The organism is Micromonospora sp. PLK6-60, assembly GCF_019890675.1.
GTDB lineage: Bacteria > Actinomycetota > Actinomycetes > Mycobacteriales > Micromonosporaceae > Micromonospora.
This window is the reverse complement of record NZ_JAIOAA010000026.1, coordinates 1-16,889: the sequence shown is the minus strand read 5'-3', so window position 1 is coordinate 16,889 and position 16,889 is coordinate 1. Positions and strand designations below refer to the sequence as shown.

The 16,889-nt window shown below is 72.6% G+C and carries 17 protein-coding genes and 1 pseudogene; 8 read left to right on the top strand and 10 right to left on the bottom strand.

Annotated features, from left to right (window positions below; translation table 11 throughout):
- Positions 1-193 precede the first annotated feature (193 nt).
- Complete coding sequence (locus tag K7640_RS28235) at positions 194-3,193, bottom strand: RHS repeat-associated core domain-containing protein (RefSeq protein WP_255610113.1); 3,000 nt, start codon at positions 3,191-3,193, stop codon at positions 194-196.
- On the opposite strand from K7640_RS28235, the gene K7640_RS30480 reads away from it, so the two are divergent.
- Positions 3,180-3,518 (top strand): hypothetical protein, encoded by a 339-nt coding sequence (locus K7640_RS30480; protein ID WP_255610112.1) that lies wholly within the window; start codon positions 3,180-3,182, stop codon positions 3,516-3,518. The two genes, K7640_RS28235 and K7640_RS30480, sit on opposite strands and share 14 nt — an antisense overlap.
- A gap of 121 nt (positions 3,519-3,639) precedes the next feature.
- On the opposite strand, the gene K7640_RS28230 is transcribed toward K7640_RS30480, so the two are convergent.
- Together K7640_RS28230 and K7640_RS28225 are read right to left on the bottom strand one after the other, a co-directional pair.
- Complete coding sequence (locus K7640_RS28230) at positions 3,640-3,855, bottom strand: hypothetical protein (protein ID WP_222957976.1); 216 nt, start codon at positions 3,853-3,855, stop codon at positions 3,640-3,642.
- A gap of 270 nt (positions 3,856-4,125) precedes the next feature.
- On the bottom strand, positions 4,126-4,425 hold the full coding sequence (locus K7640_RS28225; protein ID WP_222957975.1) for a hypothetical protein: 300 nt from the start codon (positions 4,423-4,425) through the stop codon (positions 4,126-4,128).
- Positions 4,426-4,612: 187 nt separating this feature from the next.
- Here K7640_RS28225 and K7640_RS28220 point away from each other — a divergent pair.
- Together K7640_RS28220 and K7640_RS28215 are read left to right on the top strand one after the other, a co-directional pair.
- Positions 4,613-5,122 (top strand): annotated as a pseudogene (locus K7640_RS28220) (HAD family hydrolase); the annotation flags it as partial.
- Between the two features lie 271 nt (positions 5,123-5,393).
- A complete protein-coding gene (locus K7640_RS28215) occupies positions 5,394-5,927 on the top strand; it encodes a GNAT family N-acetyltransferase (protein WP_222957974.1) in 534 nt (177 codons plus the stop codon).
- A gap of 10 nt (positions 5,928-5,937) precedes the next feature.
- Here the strand turns inward: K7640_RS28215 and K7640_RS28210 are convergent, their stop codons facing one another.
- The 3 genes from K7640_RS28210 to K7640_RS28200 form a co-directional block, all read right to left on the bottom strand.
- A complete protein-coding gene (locus tag K7640_RS28210; protein WP_222957973.1) occupies positions 5,938-6,903 on the bottom strand; it encodes a TIGR03885 family FMN-dependent LLM class oxidoreductase in 966 nt (321 codons plus the stop codon).
- A 107-nt stretch (positions 6,904-7,010) separates the two neighbouring features.
- Positions 7,011-8,423, bottom strand: coding sequence for an NADP-dependent succinic semialdehyde dehydrogenase (locus K7640_RS28205; protein ID WP_222957972.1), 1,413 nt, complete (start codon positions 8,421-8,423; stop codon positions 7,011-7,013).
- 14 nt (positions 8,424-8,437) lie between these two features.
- Positions 8,438-8,701, bottom strand: a complete 264-nt coding sequence (locus tag K7640_RS28200; RefSeq protein WP_222957971.1) for a DUF6343 family protein — start codon at positions 8,699-8,701, stop codon at positions 8,438-8,440.
- 173 nt (positions 8,702-8,874) lie between these two features.
- On the opposite strand from K7640_RS28200, the gene K7640_RS28195 reads away from it, so the two are divergent.
- Entirely contained in the window at positions 8,875-9,477 is a 603-nt protein-coding gene (locus K7640_RS28195; protein ID WP_222957970.1) for an antibiotic biosynthesis monooxygenase, read from the top strand.
- Positions 9,478-9,596: 119 nt separating this feature from the next.
- Complete coding sequence (locus tag K7640_RS28190) at positions 9,597-10,445, top strand: GDSL-type esterase/lipase family protein (protein WP_222957969.1); 849 nt, start codon at positions 9,597-9,599, stop codon at positions 10,443-10,445.
- A 141-nt stretch (positions 10,446-10,586) separates the two neighbouring features.
- Here K7640_RS28190 and K7640_RS28185 read toward each other — a convergent pair whose 3' ends face one another.
- The 3 genes from K7640_RS28185 to K7640_RS28175 form a co-directional block, all read right to left on the bottom strand.
- Positions 10,587-11,336: an EcsC family protein gene (locus tag K7640_RS28185; protein ID WP_374198137.1), complete on the bottom strand. Its 750-nt coding sequence runs from the start codon at positions 11,334-11,336 to the stop codon at positions 10,587-10,589.
- A gap of 46 nt (positions 11,337-11,382) precedes the next feature.
- A complete protein-coding gene (locus K7640_RS28180; protein WP_222957968.1) occupies positions 11,383-11,532 on the bottom strand; it encodes a hypothetical protein in 150 nt (49 codons plus the stop codon).
- A gap of 77 nt (positions 11,533-11,609) precedes the next feature.
- Positions 11,610-12,590 (bottom strand): peptidase M23, encoded by a 981-nt coding sequence (locus K7640_RS28175; protein ID WP_222957967.1) that lies wholly within the window; start codon positions 12,588-12,590, stop codon positions 11,610-11,612.
- Positions 12,591-12,999: 409 nt separating this feature from the next.
- Between K7640_RS28175 and K7640_RS28170 the strand changes: the two genes are divergently transcribed.
- The 3 genes from K7640_RS28170 (at position 13,000) to K7640_RS28160 (ending at position 15,187) form a co-directional block, all read left to right on the top strand.
- A complete protein-coding gene (locus tag K7640_RS28170; protein WP_222957966.1) occupies positions 13,000-13,920 on the top strand; it encodes a proteasome assembly chaperone family protein in 921 nt (306 codons plus the stop codon).
- Positions 13,921-14,023: 103 nt separating this feature from the next.
- Positions 14,024-14,821, top strand: a complete 798-nt coding sequence (locus tag K7640_RS28165) for an exodeoxyribonuclease III (protein WP_222957965.1) — start codon at positions 14,024-14,026, stop codon at positions 14,819-14,821.
- Positions 14,822-14,866: 45 nt separating this feature from the next.
- Positions 14,867-15,187 (top strand): antibiotic biosynthesis monooxygenase, encoded by a 321-nt coding sequence (locus K7640_RS28160; protein WP_222957964.1) that lies wholly within the window; start codon positions 14,867-14,869, stop codon positions 15,185-15,187.
- Between the two features lie 49 nt (positions 15,188-15,236).
- Here the strand turns inward: K7640_RS28160 and K7640_RS28155 are convergent, their stop codons facing one another.
- Entirely contained in the window at positions 15,237-15,842 is a 606-nt protein-coding gene (locus K7640_RS28155; protein WP_222958012.1) for a class F sortase, read from the bottom strand.
- Between the last annotated feature and the right edge of the window lie 1,047 nt (positions 15,843-16,889).

Below are 16,889 nucleotides of genomic sequence, written 5' to 3'. Positions count from 1 at the left end.
AAGTGACTGTACTCGACCTTTGCGTTGTCGATGCCATGCCCACGCCAGCGCCAGCACTACAAGGCAAGCGGGCGCCATCGCGACAATCCTGATCGCGGGATATAGGACCACCGCCAACATGATGGCCACTACGAGTACCGCGAGCCAGAGCAAGAATCTGGCCCTGCGCACGGACGAATTAGCTCCTGAGCCGCTAGGCACCGCCTCTGTAGCCTCCCCTTGCTATAACGCCAAACACAGTGCCTACTGCTGCACCGATCATGCAGTTGAAGGCAAGGCCGTCCGCACTGACGTTTCCCCGCTGTGATATTGCATTCGAAACCATTCCACCAACACATCCACTAATAGCGCCCGCTGCAAGCACAGGAAGACCGGCCGAGGCCAAACCGAACCCCAACAAGCCACCGACAATGCCGCCCAATAGTAGCGACTGTCCGTCCAGCTCATCGCCCTCACTCATCATGCCGGTCGGATCGGTGTAGGTAACAGGATTCGCGCCGGCGTACGCGTACCGGTTGCCGCTTCTGGGGTTGCCGATGAAGCTGAGGTTGTCCTGTTGGGTGAAGCGGCCCTGCACCGGGTTGTACCAGCGCTGCCCGAACTTCGTGAAGCCCGACGTCGAGTCGTACGTGCCGCTGGCGTACCGGATCAGGTTGGTCTGGCCGAGGTTGTATTCGTCGGCCGTGGTCGCGGTGCCGTAAGGGTCGTAGCGGTAGGTGGCCGCGACGGTGCCGTTGGCCTTGACGATCGCCACCACCGAGCCGAGCCCGTCCAGCACGTACGCGTTGTCGGTGCTCCCGGTGCGCAGGCCCAGCGGGGTGCCGAGACCGTCGCGCTCGACGTACGTCGTCGAGCCGTTGGCCGTCCAGGATTGCAGCCACGGCATGCCGTGCTGGTCCTCCAGGCCGTTCTGGATGGTGGTGCTACCGGCGTGGGTCAGCTCGACCTGGTCGGTGCCGGCGTAGGCGTAGGTGCCGGCGTTCGCGCCGGTCATCTGCTTGACCGAGTTGTAGGTCATCGGGTTGACCGTCGGGCTGCTGGCCCGGGTCTGGTTACCGCGACCGTCATAGGTGTTGTAGGTGCTGGTGATCTGGTTGGCGCTGTTGTAGGTCAGCGACTGGGTGCTGGCGCCGTCGACCTTGACGCCGGTGCGGTTGCCGTTGCTGTCGTACGTGTAGTCGTAGGTCTTGCCGTGGTAGTTGGTGGCCTTGGTCAGCCGGTTGGCCTTGTCGTAGCTGAACTGGCTGATCGCGGCGCTCACCTCGTCCTTCTGCCACTGCCGCAGACCGGTGTCGTTCGCCTTCGCCGTCGAGCACGGCTGGCCGGCGGTGTACTTCGCGTAGCAGTACGTCACGTCGAAGACCGTGGCCGGGCTCGCCGAGTTGCGGGTGGCGGTGATCCGGGTAGGCCGGTTCGACTTGTCGTACGTCGTCTGGGTCCGCAACGCCCAACTGCTGTTGGCGTCGTTCGTCCCGAAGTAGGTGTGGGTGCGGTTGCCGTCCTTGTCGTACAGGAAGTTGTAGCGGGTGCCCGCCGCAGTGTCCATCCGCACCAACCAGTTACGCGAGTTGTAGTAGTACCGCGTCGTGCCGCGACCGTCGGTCAACTGCTCGAGGTTGCCCACCGGGTCCGGCACGTACTTCAGGATGCCACCGCCGGGGTTGCTCCGCTCGCGCACCCGGTTCAGCGGATCGTAGGACCAGGTGGTGGTGCCGGTCGCGTCGACGCGGGTGAGCAGGTTGCCGGTCCCGCCGTAGTCGAACGTCACCGACGGCTGGGTGCCACAGCCGGAGTAGTCGATCTGCGAGACCCGGTCGTCCTGCGTGTAGGTGTAGGTGGTGGTGCAGCCGTCGTTGACGGTCTTGATCCGGCCGTACGGGTCGTAGGTGAACGTCTTCACCGCGAGGCCGTTGCCGGTCGGCGGGGTCACCTTCGTCAACTGCCTGCTGGTGTCGTACGTGTAGCTGGTGGGGTTGCCGGTGTTCGCCGGGTCCGTGGAGGTCTTGACCGTGCCGTCGTCGTTGTAGTCCACCTCCGCCTTGGCGGCCATCGCGTCAGCGGTGGAGGTCTGGTTGCCCGCGCCGTTGTAGGTGTAGGCGGAGCTGTTGCCCTGACTGTCGATGGAGGACGACGGTTGGAAATTCGCCGTCGGGTTGGTCGTCGTGGCCGCGTTGCCGTAGGTGGCGGAGGCGCTCGCACCGGTCGCGGACTCCGACTTGGTCAGCGACTGCCCCGAGTTCGCGCCGTGTGTGTTGGCGGTGGTGCCCTGCTCACGGCTGACCGACGAGGCCACGTCGCTGAACGGCGTGTAGGTCTTGCTCTGGCTGTTGCCGGCCGGGTCGGTCGCCTTGGTGACCCGCTTCTCGGCGTTCAGGTCGTAGGTGGTGTGCGGCACCGCGGAGACCGGCTGGGAGATGTCCTGCCGGGCATCCGCCACCAAGGTCTGCGACGACGTCGGATACGCCAACCGGGTGGTCGAGCCCCGCATGGTCGCGTTGTCGTGGACCTGGGTGAACGAGGTGACCCGGTGCTGGCCGTCGTAGGTGATGGTGACGAAGGTGTCGTCCTTTGTGGTGATCTTCGTGAGGTCACCGGCGCCGTTGTACTCGAACATCACCTTGCGCCAGGTCGCCGACTGGATCGTCTGCAACCGCCCCGAACTGTCGTAGGCGTACGACGCCTCCCGCCAGCTGCCGTCGCTGCCGGTCTGCCGGTACTTGCCGATCTTGTTGTCGGTCCAGGTCGCCGCCGCGGTGCGGGCCGAGGTGGGACCACGGTCCGAGGTGATCGTGGTCATCCTGCCGGACGCGTACGCGACGTCGGTGACGTTGCCGTTGCGGTCCTCGGTCTTGTCGAGCAGACCGTCGGAACCGAAGTAGAGCTTCTTGCCGCTGCCGTGCTCGGTCAGCTTCCAGCCGCTGCCGTCGTGTGCCAGCGTGGCCTTGAACTCCCCAGGAGACGAGTAGCCCGATCCGGAGGCGGTGAACTTACCCACCACGGCGTCGGCGGCGGCATAGGTGACCGAGCCGTCGTCGGCTGGGTAGAGCTTCACATCCTGGCCAGCTCGGGTACGCCAGCCCGGCCCGTGTGCGCCGGCAGACAGCCCGCTGCCCAGCAGCAGGCTGTTGAACGTGGCACCGATGGTCACGTCCTCCGCGACCCCAGGCAGCATCAGCTCCGTGCTGCGCAGCATCAGGTTGCCGGAGCCGACGTTGATCCTCGCCTCCAAGCGGTCACTCAAGGAGAACGACAACTCGGTAGCGTTCCGCACCGGCCCGGTGCCCTTCGGCACCGACGGCGCCGCCCCGTCGGCAGTAGCGGTCCGTGCCGCGCTGCCGCTCTCGGGCGTGTCGAACAACCACACCTCCGACGTCGACTTCGGCGACAGGACCGGCTCGCCGACCCCATCCCGTCCCGCGGGACGGGGTGCCGCCACCGCCGCGGCGTTCACGCCGGGAACCGCCAGCACCGAGGCAGCCAGCAGCGCGCAGGCTATCCCTCCGGTCACTTTTCGTTGACCCATCTAATCTCCCTTATACGACTCCGGCGGACCTGTTTCCGCCGGACAACTGCCATACCCGAATCGCCCACTGCGGGGCAGGCGAAATCAGCGCCGCCGCGAGGCGGACGCGGACAGAATCAGCCGTCAGACAGGCAAGGAACGTCGTGCGAACAGTTGGTTTCGGTCGAATCCGCGCTAGCCCGAAGCTCGGCCAGCACGGCCAGATCACGGTTGACCCGATCGACGGCCCGGGTGAACGCCGAGACCGCCAACACCACGAAATAGAAGAGGACGGCGGCCACTACCAAGGCCGCCGTCATCGCGCCGCCGTTACCGCGGGCGAACACACACACGTCACCACCGGACCAGCTCCCCCGCAGGTAATTGCCGGGCGGCAATTACCTGACGCAAATTATCTGCTGGCTGGCGACGAGTCAATGGCCATAACCGTCAGCGAGGAGTTTTACTCACGAAAGCTCGTGAATTGGACACGACTGTGACTGTCCGAACACAGCAAAGGGTGGTCTCCCCTCGGGTCGGGGAGACCACCCTTTCCACCGATCGGGCGCTTTCGGGCGCCCGCCCGAGATCCGGCCGTCAGCTCCGGGCGGCCGGTCGCCGGGTCAGCACCAGGCGAACAGCTCCGGGTTGGTGTGGTGCAGCTTCACCACCTGGCCCAGCGACAGGTACGACCCGGCCGGCAGGGCGGCGAAGATCGGCCCGTTCACCGGGTCGGCCAACGTGGAGTAGTCGATCTTCCGCTGCGCGGCGGCCTGGAGCAGGCCCAGGCTCTTCAACGTGCCGAGTCCGGCCTGCGCGCAGGCCGCCCCGGCGTTGACCGGCGCGGCCGAGGCCGGGGCGGCGACGGCGAGGCTGGCGACGAACGCGGCGGCGACCGCGCCGGCGTACCCGATCTTCCTCATGGTGGCTGTCCTTCCGTACGGGTTGACGGGTGGTGTTCCATGAGGGACTTCGCCGACCGGATCCACGGCGGATGCAGCCGGCACGACATTTACCGCCGGCACGGGTGGGCTCTTCCTCGGCCGCCCGCTGTCCGCCTCCGGGGACACGCGTGGTGACGGCGGCTCACCACTCCCCTAGCCTGCACTCATGGCCATCCCCCTGCCGGCGGGCGAGTTCCGCGCGTACCTGTTCGACTGCGACGGCACCATCGCCGACTCGATGCCGCTGCACTACACGGCGTGGTGCGCCGCGCTGGGCGAGTGGGGCTGCGAGTTCCCCGAGGAGCTGTTCTACGCCTGGGGCGGCCGGCCGATCACCGACATCGTCGCCACCCTCAACGAGCGGTACGGGCTGGCCATGCCGGTCGACGCGGTGGTCCGTCGCCAGGAGGCGCTGTACGAGGCCGCCCTGCCGAAACTGACCGCCGTGCCCGAGGTGCTGGCGCACATTGAGGCCGACCACGGGCGGGTCCCGTTCGCGGTGGTCTCCGGCAGCACCCGGGCCGGCGTGACCGCCTCGCTGAGCACGCTGGGCCTGCTCGACCGCTTCGACGTGCTGGTCTGCGCCGGGGACTACCCCCGGCCCAAGCCCGCCCCGGACGCGTTCCTGCTGGCCGCGCGGCAACTCGGGGTGGACCCATTGGACTGCCTGGTGTTCGAGGACACCGAGCTGGGCATCCGGGCCGCCACGGCGGCGGGGATGGCGTCGGTGCGGGTGCCGGCCCGTGGGAGCGGGCGACCGTCGGCTGAGCCCGCCGGGCGGCGCGGTGGCGACGCTGGTCCGCGAGGTTCCTGCCGCCGCGCCGGACGCGGCGGGGCCGTCGGCCGGTGGTGCGGGGTCAACCGGACGCTGAAGTCGGCGGCGCGGGCGGGACGGGCCGCAGCGGGTGGGACGCGCCGCGCCGGGCCAGAGTGGCAGCATGTCGACCATGACCGACAAGCCAACCATCGCCCTGCGGCCCGGCGGACCGGCCGACGCGCCGGCCGTGCTGCGCCTGCTCGACGACGCGACCACCTGGCTGGTGGCGCGCGGCCGCACCGGCCAGTGGGGCACCGAGCTCGCGTCGACCAACCCGCGCCGGGTCGCCCAGGCCGACGAGTACGCCGCTGGCGGCGGGCTGTGGCTGGCCGAACTCGACGGCCGGCCGGTCGGCGCGCTGGTGGTCGGCCCGGCCATGGCGTACGTGCCGCCGGCCAGCGAGCCGGAGCTGTACGTGAACCTGCTGGTCAGCGACCGGGCGCACGCCGGGCTGGGGATCGGCGCGCGGCTGCTGGCGCAGGCCGCCGAGTTGGCCCGGGAGCGGGGCGTCGGGCTGCTGCGGGTGGACTGCTACGCCGGCGACGACCGGGCGCTGGTGCGGTTCTACGAGCGCTGCGGCTTCACCGCCACCGACCCGTTCACCGTCGAGCGGCCGGGCCACGAACCCTGGCCGGGCCAGGTGCTCGCCCGCCGGCTGGACTGAGTCGAGCCGATCATCCGGCGGAACGCAGTTTCGGCAGCACCTCGGCGCCGAAGGCGTCGATGAACGCCCGCTGCTCCTGCCCGACGTGGTGCAGGGCGATCTGGTCGAAGCCCAGCGCCAGGTACTCCTCCAGCCAGCCCACGTGCCGGCCCAGGTCGGCGGAGACGTTGACGGTGGAGGTGACCTTCTCCATCGGCACCTGCTCGCTGACCACGTCGAAGTGCTCGGCGGTGTCCAGGTCCCAGCAGATCGGCGGCGGGAAGACGTTGCTGCGCCACTGCTCGTACGCGATGGACTCGGCCTCGGCCTGCTCGGGCGCCCAGCTGACGTGCACCTGGAGGTGCAGCGGGCCGCGCCCGCCGGCCTCCCGGTACGCCTCGATCATCTGCTTCAGGTGCGGGATCGGCGCGTTGACGGTGATCAGCCCGTCCGCCCAGTCGGCGACCCAGCGGGCCGTCTCGACGCTGACCGCCGCGCCGATCAGCGCGGGCGGCTCCTCGGGCCGGGTCCACAGCCTCGCCCGGTCCACCCGGACCAGGCCGTCGTGGCTGACCTCCTCGCCGGCCAGCAGCGCCCGGATCACGTCGACGCACTCGCGCAGCCGGGCGTTGCGCAGCTCCTTGCGGGGCCAGGCGTCGCCGGTGATGTGCTCGTTGCTGGCCTCGCCGGAGCCCAGCGCGGCCCAGAACCGGCCCGGGTACATCGCGCCGAGGGTGCCGATCGCCTGGGCGATGATCGCCGGGTGGTACCGCTGCCCGGGGGCGTTGACCACGCCGAAGGAGAGGTTGGTGGCCTGGAGGGCGGCGCCGAGCCAGGACCAGGCGAAGCCGGACTGGCCCTGCCGGGTGCTCCACGGGGAGAAGTGGTCCGAGGACATGGCGGCGCCGAAGCCGGCCCGCTCGGCGTGGATCACCGCCTCCAGCAGCTTGGCGGGGTGGATCTGCTCATGGGACGCGTGAAAGCCGAACACCGTCATGGGCGGAATTCCTACCCACGCCGGCCCGGATGTAAGCAGGGGCCCCCTGTTAACGCATTCTGCATAGCAGGGGGCCCCGCTTAACAGCCGCTGGCGGCTGAGCGCCGCTATTCGGCGTGCGCGCCGGCACCCGCGCCGGCCTCACCCGCGCCGATCCACACCGTCTTGGTGTTGCAGAACTCCCGCATGCCCACGGCGGACAGCTCTCGGCCGTACCCGGAGTTCTTCACCCCGCCGAAGGGCAGCTCCGGATAGGACGTGGTCATGCCGTTGATGAAGACGTTGCCGGCGTCCAGGTCGGTGGCGAACCGCTCCTGCTCGGCCGGGTCCTCGGTCCAGGCGTTGGAGCCCAGGCCGAAGTTGGTGCCGTTGGCGATCTCGATCGCCTCGTCGTAGGAGGCCGCCCGGTAGAGGCCGGCGACCGGGCCGAAGACCTCCTCGGACCACATCCGCATCCCGGGCTTCAGGTCGGTGACCACCGTCGGCGGATAGAACCAGCCGTCGCCGGCCGGCTTCTCGCCGCCGCAGAGCACGGTCGCGCCGTTGTCGACGGCGTCCTGCACCTGGGCGTGCACGTCGTCCCGGCCGCGCTCGCTGGCCAGCGGGCCGACGTCGGTGCCGGAGTCCATCGGGTCGCCGACGCGCAGCGCGGACATCCGGGCGGCGAACTTCTCGGCGAAGGCGTCGAAGACGTCGGTGTGCACGATGAACCGCTTGGCCGCGATGCAGGACTGGCCGTTGTTCTGGCAGCGGGCGGTGGTGGCCACCTCGGCGGCCTTGTCCAGGTCGGCCGAGGGCATCACCACGAACGGGTCGCTGCCGCCCAGTTCCAGCACGGTCTTCTTCAGCTCCCGGCCGGCGCTGGCCGCGATGGAACGCCCGGCGGCCTCGCTGCCGGTCAGGGTGGCGGCCCGCACCCGCGGGTCGGCGAGGATCCGGTCCACCACGTCGGAGCCCACCAGCAGGGTGCTGAAGGCGCCCTCCGGGAAGCCCGCCCGGCGGAACAGATCCTCCAGGTAGAGCGCGGTCTGCGGCACGTTGGAGGCGTGCTTGAGCAGGCCGGTGTTGCCGGCCATCAACGCGGGCGCGGCGAACCGCATCACCTGCCACAGCGGGAAGTTCCACGGCATCACCGCGAGCACCGGGCCGATCGGCTGGTAGCGGACGAAGGCCCGCGTCGCCTTCACCGCCGGCGCGTCGGCCGGCTCGTCGGCCAGCATCCGCTCCGCGTTGGCGGCGTAGAACCGGCAGGCGGTGGCGCACTTGGTCACCTCGGCCTGCGCGGCCGCGTACGTCTTGCCCATCTCGGTGGTCATCAGCCGGGCGGTGGCGTCGCGCTCGGCGTCGAGCAGGTCGGCGGCGGCGGTCAGCCACCGGGCGCGCTGGGCGAAGCTGGTGTCGCGCAACTGCCGGAACGCCAGGTCCGCCCGCTCGATCGCGGCGTCGACCTGCTCGTCCGACATCGGGTCGTACGTCTTGAGCACCTGTCCGGTGGCGGGATTGGTGGTGGCGATGGGCATGTCTCGTACTCCTGTCACTCGAAGAGTGAGTGCTTCGTGCCCGGCTCCTCGCGGCGGCGGGCCGCGCGGCGGCGCTGGATGACCACCAGGTCGACCGCCGCGACCACGGCGAACAGCGCGCAGACGACGCCCAGCCACACCACCTCCGCCCGGAACGCCAGTACGGCGAAGAGCGTCATGGTGACCAGACCGAACGCCGCCAGCGCCAGGCGCAGGTTCAGCGCGCTGTACGCGTGGCCGACGGTGCCCCGGGCCCGCCGGGGTTGCGATCTCGTCATTCCTTCGGGCTACCCCGGCACCGACCGCCCTAACCGGGCACGGCCGACGATTCGCCGGACGCCACCCCGGTCGTGAGCCCGGCCACCGGCCGGTATGGCACGCCCGGTGCGTTGCGTTACACCCCGTCGTCGCGCCGGGGGGTCACCGGCGGCGGGCGGGAAGGATGAGGGACATGACCACGACCCAGGCGGCGCCGGTGACCGTCGCGATCGCCCGACGGGCCGACCCGGCGCGCGCCCACGAGATGATCGCCTGGATGCGGGCGGGCAGCGCGCTGGCGGAGAGCTTCCCCGGCTTCCTCGGGGTGGGCTGGGTGCGCAGCGCTCCCGGCTCGCCGGACTGGCACATGCTCTACCGGTTCGCCGACGACGAGACGCTGCGCCGCTGGGAGGAGTCGCCGCAGCGGACCTGGTGGCTGACCTCCGCGCAGGGCATGGTCGAGCACACCCGCGTCGAGCGGCGTACCGGCATCGAGGGGTGGTTCGACCCGCCGGCGGACCGGGCGGTGGAGGCGCCGGTCGGCACCGCAGCGGCAACCCCGGCCGCTCCGCCGCGGTGGAAGCAGGCGGTGACGATCTGGCTGGCGTTCTTCCCGCTCAGCCTGACGGCGACCCTGCTCACCGCCCGGTTCATCGCCGACGTGCCGCTGGCGGTCCGTACGCTGATCATGACGCTCTGCCTCACCCCGCTGATGACCTATCTGGTGCTGCCCCGGATCACCCGGGCGCTGCACTGGTGGCTGCACGGCCAGCCGGCGCCGTGGCGAACCCGTTAGCACAGTTCATCGATCCATGGGCATGATTGCCTGAAACCCGACAGCAGTCCTCCGATCCCCCGCGCCGAGCGCATAGAGTTACCGCGCCGTTGCGCTGCGCCGTCGAAACTGGGGTGGTCATGCCTCGACGCTGGGTCGCCGCCGTCGCCTGCCTGGCCGCCCTGGTGGCGCTGGCCTGCGAGGGCGGCCAGGCGGCTCCCCGGCCGACCCGGGACAACCCGCGTCCCGGCCTGCCGGCCGCGATGGCCGCGCTCGGCGACTCGATCACCGCCGGTTTCGGGTCCTGCCTGGTGCTCACCGCGTGCGAGCGGAACTCCTGGTCCACCGGGGACGGCCTGCGGGTGGACAGCCACTACCAACGGCTGGAGGAACTCGACCCGGCGCTGCGCGGCCGGGCCCGCAACCACGCCGCGCCGGGCGCCCGGGCCGCGGCGCTCGCCGGCCAGGCCGAGGCGGCGGTACGCGACCGCGCCGACTACGTCACCGTGCTGATCGGGGCCAACGACGCCTGCCGGGGCCGGATCGACCAGATGACCCCCGTCGCCACGTTCCGCGACGAGGTGGACCGCGGCCTGCGGGTGCTGCGCAAGGGCCGGCCGAAGGCGCGGGTGCTGGTGGTCAGCATCCCGGACCTGCACCGGCTCTGGCAGATCGGGCACACCGAGCCCCGGGCGGTCCGGGCCTGGCGGTACGGCGTCTGCCCCGCCCTGCTGGCCGACCCCACCTCGACCGCGCCCACGGCGGTGGCCCGCCGAGCGAGCTTCCGGCAGCGGATCGACGCCTACAACACGCAGTTGCGGGCGGCCTGCAAGGCGTACGGGTCGCGCTGCCGGTACGACGGCGGCGCGGTGCACCGGGTGCGGTTCTCGCTGGACCTGGTCAACCGGCTGGACTGGTTCCACCCCAACGCGGCGGGCCAGCGCCGCCTCGCCGAGGTCTCCTGGCCCACCGCCGGCTACGCCGACTGAGCCCGCCCGCCACGCCGGCCGAGCCCGCACCGCACGCCTGACGCTCAACGCCGGGCCGGTCGCCGCACGCCGAGCCCACACCGCACGCCAAGCCCTCAGCGCCGGCGGGTCGCCGCAGGCCGGCCCGGCGGGGCGGGCCGGTCAGGACGAGCGGGGCTCGGGGACGGTGGGCGGGGTGCGGTAGTGACTGCGGGAGCGGTCGGCGAGCGCCTTGGTGGCGGACGAGTTGGCCCAGGTGCCGAGGACGATCGCGGCGCCGGGGACCACCTTGGCGGCCACCCGCTTGACGGCGCGCACCCCGGCCATCTGCGCCAGCCGTACGCCCAGCCGGAGCATGGCCCGGCCCAGCGGGGTCTGCCCGCCCGCGCCGAAGAGGGCACCGGCGCGCTCCCGCCCGGCGGCCACGCCGAGGGCGAGTCGGGCGCTCTCCGCCACCTTGTGCACCTTCTGCAACACCAGCAGGTCGGTGGCCCGGTCCGGGTGCTCCGGATCCACCCCGTACGCCGCCGCGATGTGCAGCACCATCCGGGCCTGGGTCCAGGCCAGCACGCCCACGTCGATCACCGCGCCGGGCAGGCCGGCGGCGCCGGACACCGCGCCGGAGAGCCGGGCCCGGTTGACGAACCGTCGGACGGCCTGCTCGGCCAGCTCCTCGGCGGACGCCCCGGGCCGATCGGCGCGGGCCCGGTCGGCCCAGCGCGCGGCCTCCGGTCCGAGCCGGCGCACCGCCTCCAGGGCCAGGTGCTCCGGGGCGTACTGCGGATCCTCGCGCATCCGGTCCCAGAGCGTCGCGGGCGGCGCCTCAGCGCCGTCCCCGCCGCCGGGAAGTGGCTGGCCGGGCACGGGCGGCGTGGGGGTGGGCGGCCCGTCCAGGGGCGTGGGGTCGGTCACGGTTGCTCCCGGAGGTCGAGGGGCGGCGGGGCCGCGGCGGTCGGCGTCAGCGCCGGCGGCCGTTCAGCCGGGTGGCCAGCCGGCGCAGCTTGGCCTGGTTCTCCGGCCGGCCCAGCTCGCGCCGGCCGCGCTCGACGAGTTGCTGCCCGCGGGGCGAGCGCAGGAACGCGCTGATCCGCCGCACCAGTGCTGACATGTCGACCTCCGGTGGGTTGCTTGTCCTCAGATGTACCCCAGCGGGTCCACCGGCAAGCATCCACAGTGGCGCGCGGGTCAGACCGCCGTCGGGTAGATCGCCCGGACCACCTCGTCGGCCGCCCACTCCCACTGCGCGTAGGCGTCGGGGAACGCGGAGACCTGGACGGTCTGGGCCGCGATGGTCAGCGGCAGGTCCTGCCAGCCCGGGATCTCCAGCAGTACGGCGAGGAACGCCTGGGTGGCGTACTCGGGGTCCATCAACTGTTCGACCGTGCCCCAGCCGCTGCTGGGCCGCTGCTGGAACAGGCCGACCGAGTCGTGGTCCCAGCCGATCGCCTCGTACGCGTAGTTCTGCGACTCGGGCAGCACGCCACTGGCGTAGTTGAGCAGGGTGCTCTCCTGCATCGCGGTGGCCACCGCGATCACCATCGCCCGCCGCGGCACGCCCATCTTCTTCGCGGCCCGCACGATGTGCTTGGCGTTGGCCATCTGGGTCCGGTCCAGGCCGGCCACCGGGGCCGCGTCCACCAGGACCGGCTTCGGCCTGGGCTTCGGCTTGGGCTTGGGCTTCGGCTTGGCCTTGGGCTTGACCGGCTTCTTGGCCGCCGGCTTCTTGCTGGGCGACGCGGCGGGAGTGGGGGTGGCGCCGGCCGACGGCGCGGCGGTGGGCGGCACGACGACCTCGGCCCGCTCCAGGCCGCGCGAGGCCGGCTCGGCGGCGGCCCGCTCCGCCAGGTCGGCCTGCTCGGCGACCCCGACCACCCGGTTCACCGTGTCGGTGAGGCCGCCGCCGAACTGGACGAAGCTGGCCGCCCCGAGGCAGCAGACCACGCCGGTGGCCAGGGCCACCCGGGCCCGCGTCCGGCCTCGGGCGGGCGTCGCGGCGGCGAGGTTAGCCGGGTCGGCCGGACGGGTACGGGAGAAGCGGCGGCCGAGGAGCCGGCCAGGGCGGGGGTCACGGGAAGCGCCGGTCCGATCGGACGAGGGGGTGTCGTCCGATTGGCCAGTCGTACCTTCGGGGGCGAACTGGTCGTCGAGGGTGCCGTCGTCACGCATCCGACGAGGCTAGGCGGCGATCCGCATGATCACGCTCGGTGATCACGTGGCGGTGGTCACAATCAACCCCCCGCTACCAGGGCAAACGCGACCGGCGGCGGCGGGCGGCGGCGATACCACGCGCAACGGGCCCATCGGTCACGCCGGACGGGCCGCAGGGCCGCGGGCAGGAAGCACGCAGCCGGCCACCGCCCCCGGCAAGATCGGCCACCTCCACCGTACGGCCGAGCCGGCGATGGGGTGGTCAGCCGATGGTACGTCGTCCCACCGCCCGCGAGCCGGCCGTTCGCCACCCCCCGGCCGGTGATTCCTCGCCGGATGGAATGGATCAGGATTACGGGTGGTTCCCCGAACCGGGTGCCGTTCCCTCGCGGCGCCCGTACGCGCGTTCCCCAGGAGGTCCCTACCGGTGCTCGACCCACACGAGCTCTACCAGCTCTCCGACGATCTGCCCGATCTCGGCCAGCCCGTGCTGATCCAGGCCCTGACCGGCTTCGTCGACGCGGGCAACGCCACCCGGCTGGCCCGGGAGCAGCTGCTCAGCTCCCTGGAGGCGCGCCCGATCGCCACCTTCGACGTGGACCAGCTCTTCGACTACCGCTCCCGCCGCCCGGTGATGACCTTCGTCGAGGACCACTGGGAGCACTACGACGCGCCGGAGCTCGCGCTGCATGTGCTGCACGACGACGACGAGACCCCGTTCCTGCTGCTCACCGGCCCGGAGCCGGACCTGCAGTGGGAGCGGTTCACCGCCGCCGTCGCCGGCCTCGCCGCGCGGCTGGACGTCCGGCTCACCGTCGGGCTCAACTCGATCCCGATGGCCGTGCCGCACACCCGGCCCACCGGGGTCACCGCGCACGCCACCCGCCCGGAGCTGATCGCCGGCTACGAACCGTGGCTGCAGCGGGTCCAGGTGCCGGGCAGCGTCGGTCACCTGCTGGAGTTCCGGCTCGGCGAGCAGGGCCGCGACGCGCTCGGCTTCGCCGCCCACGTGCCGCACTACGTGGCCCAGGCCGAGTACCCGGCCGCCGCGGAGATGCTGCTCAGCTCCGTGTCCCGCAGCACCGGCCTGCTGCTGCCGCACGACGGGCTGCGCGCGGCCGCCGAGGTGGTCCGGGTCGAGATCGACCGGCAGGTCGCCCAGACCGACGACGCCGCCCAACTGGTGCAGGCCCTGGAGGAGCAGTACGACGCGTTCGCCCGCGGGCGCGGCGAGAAGAACCTGCTCGCCGCCGAGACCGGGCCGCTGCCCACCGCCGACGAGCTCGGCGCCGAACTGGAACGCTTCCTCGCCGAGCAGACCCGCCCGAACGACACCCCGGGCAGCTGACAGCGGTAAGGAGGGGCCCCTTGTTAACAGACGTCTGTTAACAAGGGGCCCCTCCTTACCTCCCGCCGGGCGGTGCGGGCGGCGATGCGGCAGGCTTGGCACCATGCGCCTGGCGACGTGGAACGTGAACTCGGTGAAGGCCCGCCTGCCCCGGCTGCTGGAGTGGCTCGACGCCACCGCGCCGGACGTGGTCTGCCTCCAGGAGACCAAGTGCCCCGACGGCGCGTTCCCGGTCGCCGAGGTGGGCGAGCTGGGCTACACGGCGGCCAGCCACAGCGACGGCCGGTGGAACGGGGTGGCGATCCTGTCCCGGGTCGGGCTCTCCGACGTGACCGTCGGATTCGCCGGCGAGCCCGGGTTCCCCGAGCCGGAGGCCCGCGCCATCTCCGCCACCTGCGACGGGCTGCGGGTCTGGTCGGTGTACGTGCCGAACGGCCGGGCGCCGGACGATCCGCACTACGCGTACAAGCTGGCCTGGTTCGCGGCGCTGCGCGACGCGCTGGAGCCGGAACTGGCCGGCCCGCTGCCGGTGGCCGTCTGCGGCGATTTCAACGTCGCCCCCACCGACGCTGACGTGTGGGACCCGGCGGTGTTCCGGAACTCCACCCACGTCACCCCGGCCGAGCGGGCCGCCCTCGCCGCGCTGCGCGACCTCGGCCTCGACGACGTGGTGCCCACGCCGATGAAGGGACCGCACCCGTACACCTACTGGGACTACCGGGCCGGCATGTTCCACCAGAACAAGGGCATGCGGATCGACCTGGTGTACGCCTCGGCCCCGGTCACCCGCGCGGTCCGCTCCGCGTACGTCGACCGGGAGGCCCGCAAGGGCAAGGGGCCCTCCGACCACGCGCCGATCGTGGTCGACGCCGATCTGGTGCCGGCCGTCGAGCCGCTCTGAGCGGCCCCGTACGGTCCGGAGCCGGTCGAGTCTAGGGTGGGAACCATGGCAGTCGTGAAGATCAACGCGATCGACGTCCCGCCCGGAGCCGGCGAGGAGCTGGAGCGCCGGTTCGCCGCCCGGGCCGGCGCGGTGGAGAACTCCCCCGGCTTCCTCGGCTTCGAGCTGCTGCGTCCGGTGGCCGGTGAGAGCCGGTACTTCGTCTACACCCGCTGGGAGAGCGAGGAGGCGTACCGGGCCTGGGCGGACGGGCCGTCCCGCGCGGCGCACGCCGGCGGCGAGGGCGGCGAGCAGCGGCGACCGGTGGCGTCCGGGGCGACGCTGCTGGAGTTCGAGGTGGTCCAGCAGGTCGCCGGCAAGGGCTGAGCCGCTTCCGTACGCCCCGGCAGCGCGCGGCCGACGGCGCCCCGAGCGGTCAGGGTCGCCGGCTGCTCACCAGCGAGGCGAACGCGATCACGTTGTCCGCGTAGCCGGTGCCGCCGCCGACCCAGGCCCCACCGCAGGTGATCAGGCGCAGGCCGGGCGGTCCCTGGTCGCCGTACACCCGGCCGGCGGGGAACTGGTTCTTCTGGAAGTACTCCACCGAGTCGACCTGGAAGACGACGACGCTGCGGTCGGACCGGGTCACCTCGATCCGGTCCCCCTTCTTGAGCCGGCGCAGGTCGTAGAAGACCGACGGCCCGCTCTTGGTGTCCACGTGACCGACGATGATCGCCCGGCCCGGCTCGCCGGGGGTGGGCCCGCGGTCGTACCAGCCGGTCTCGTTGTGCCGGCTCAGCGGCGGGACCGCGATGCTGCCGTCCGGCGCCTGCCCGACCGCCCCGACCGGCGCGGCCACCTTGATCGCCGGCACGGAGAGCCGGATCGGTCGGCTCGCCGGCAACCCGGCCGGTTCGTCGCGTACCGGCGCTTTGGCCCGCTCGGCCGCCCCGTTACTGGTCAGCCGATCGAACGGACCGGCGGTACGGCCCAGCCCGGCGCCCGTCGCGAAGATCCCGAACAGCACGAGCAGCACCGCCAGCGGCCCGGTCCACGGCCGGCGCCGGTCCCGACCCGGCCGGGCGGCGGCGACCGGGGGCGGACCGCCGGGCGGTGTGGCGGCGCCGGCCCGTCCGGTGGCGACCGGCCGCAGCACCGCGACCGGGCGGCCTCGCGAGGCGGCGACCGGCGGGGTGGGGATCGCCTGCCAGCCGGCGACCCAGCGGGCCGCCCGGGACGAGGTCCCGCCCGACCGGCCGGGGCCGTACGTCGGCCGGTCCGACCGTGGTCCATCCGGCGGCTGTCCGGGGCCCGCCGACTGCCCGGGCCGGTTCGGCGCGGCCGGCTGCCCGGGCCGGTTCGACGTGGGCGGCTGCCCGGGATGGTTCGACGTGGGCGGCTGCCGGAGGCCGGCCGGCCGGCCGGGAGCGGTCGGCGCGGTCGGCTGCCGGGGACCGGCCGCTGCGGGCGGCGACCCGGGATCGCTCGGAGCGGACGGCTGGTCGGGGCGGACCCGGGCAGCCGGCGGGTCGGGGATGGCCGGCGGGTCGGCGTGCCAGAAGAACGGGAATTCATCGTCCCGGGTTGCCGGCTGCGGCTCGTCCGGAACAAGAGCCGCCCCGTTCGGCGACGCGGGCACCTGCGGGCCGACGGACTCCGCGTCGAGCGCGGACCAGGTCGGCTCGGGCCCGGGTCGCGTCGCGTCAGCCCTGGACCGGGTCGGCTCGGGCCCGGGTCGCGCCGGGTCGACCTCGGGCCGGGCCGGAGCGGGCTGCGGTCGGAAGGTCCGTGGGGTGGCCCGCCGAGCCTGCGGTGGCTCTGGTTCCCAGATGGGCGCCGGTAGCTCCAGCTCCCGCTCGGGCGGCGGCCCGGCAGACGGGCGCGCCTCGCCCACCGGGGCCGGCTCGTCGGGGGTTCCCGGACGGCGCCGGCGCGAGCCGTACAGCCGGCCGGTCGGTCGGCCGGCGACCCGGTGACCGGGATCCGGCGGCCGGCCGACGGGCCCGGCGGGAGCCGTCGTCGACGCGGCGGGAGCCGTCGTCGGCCCGGCGGGGGGCCGCGGCGGCCCCGCGGCCCCCGGGGGGGGCCC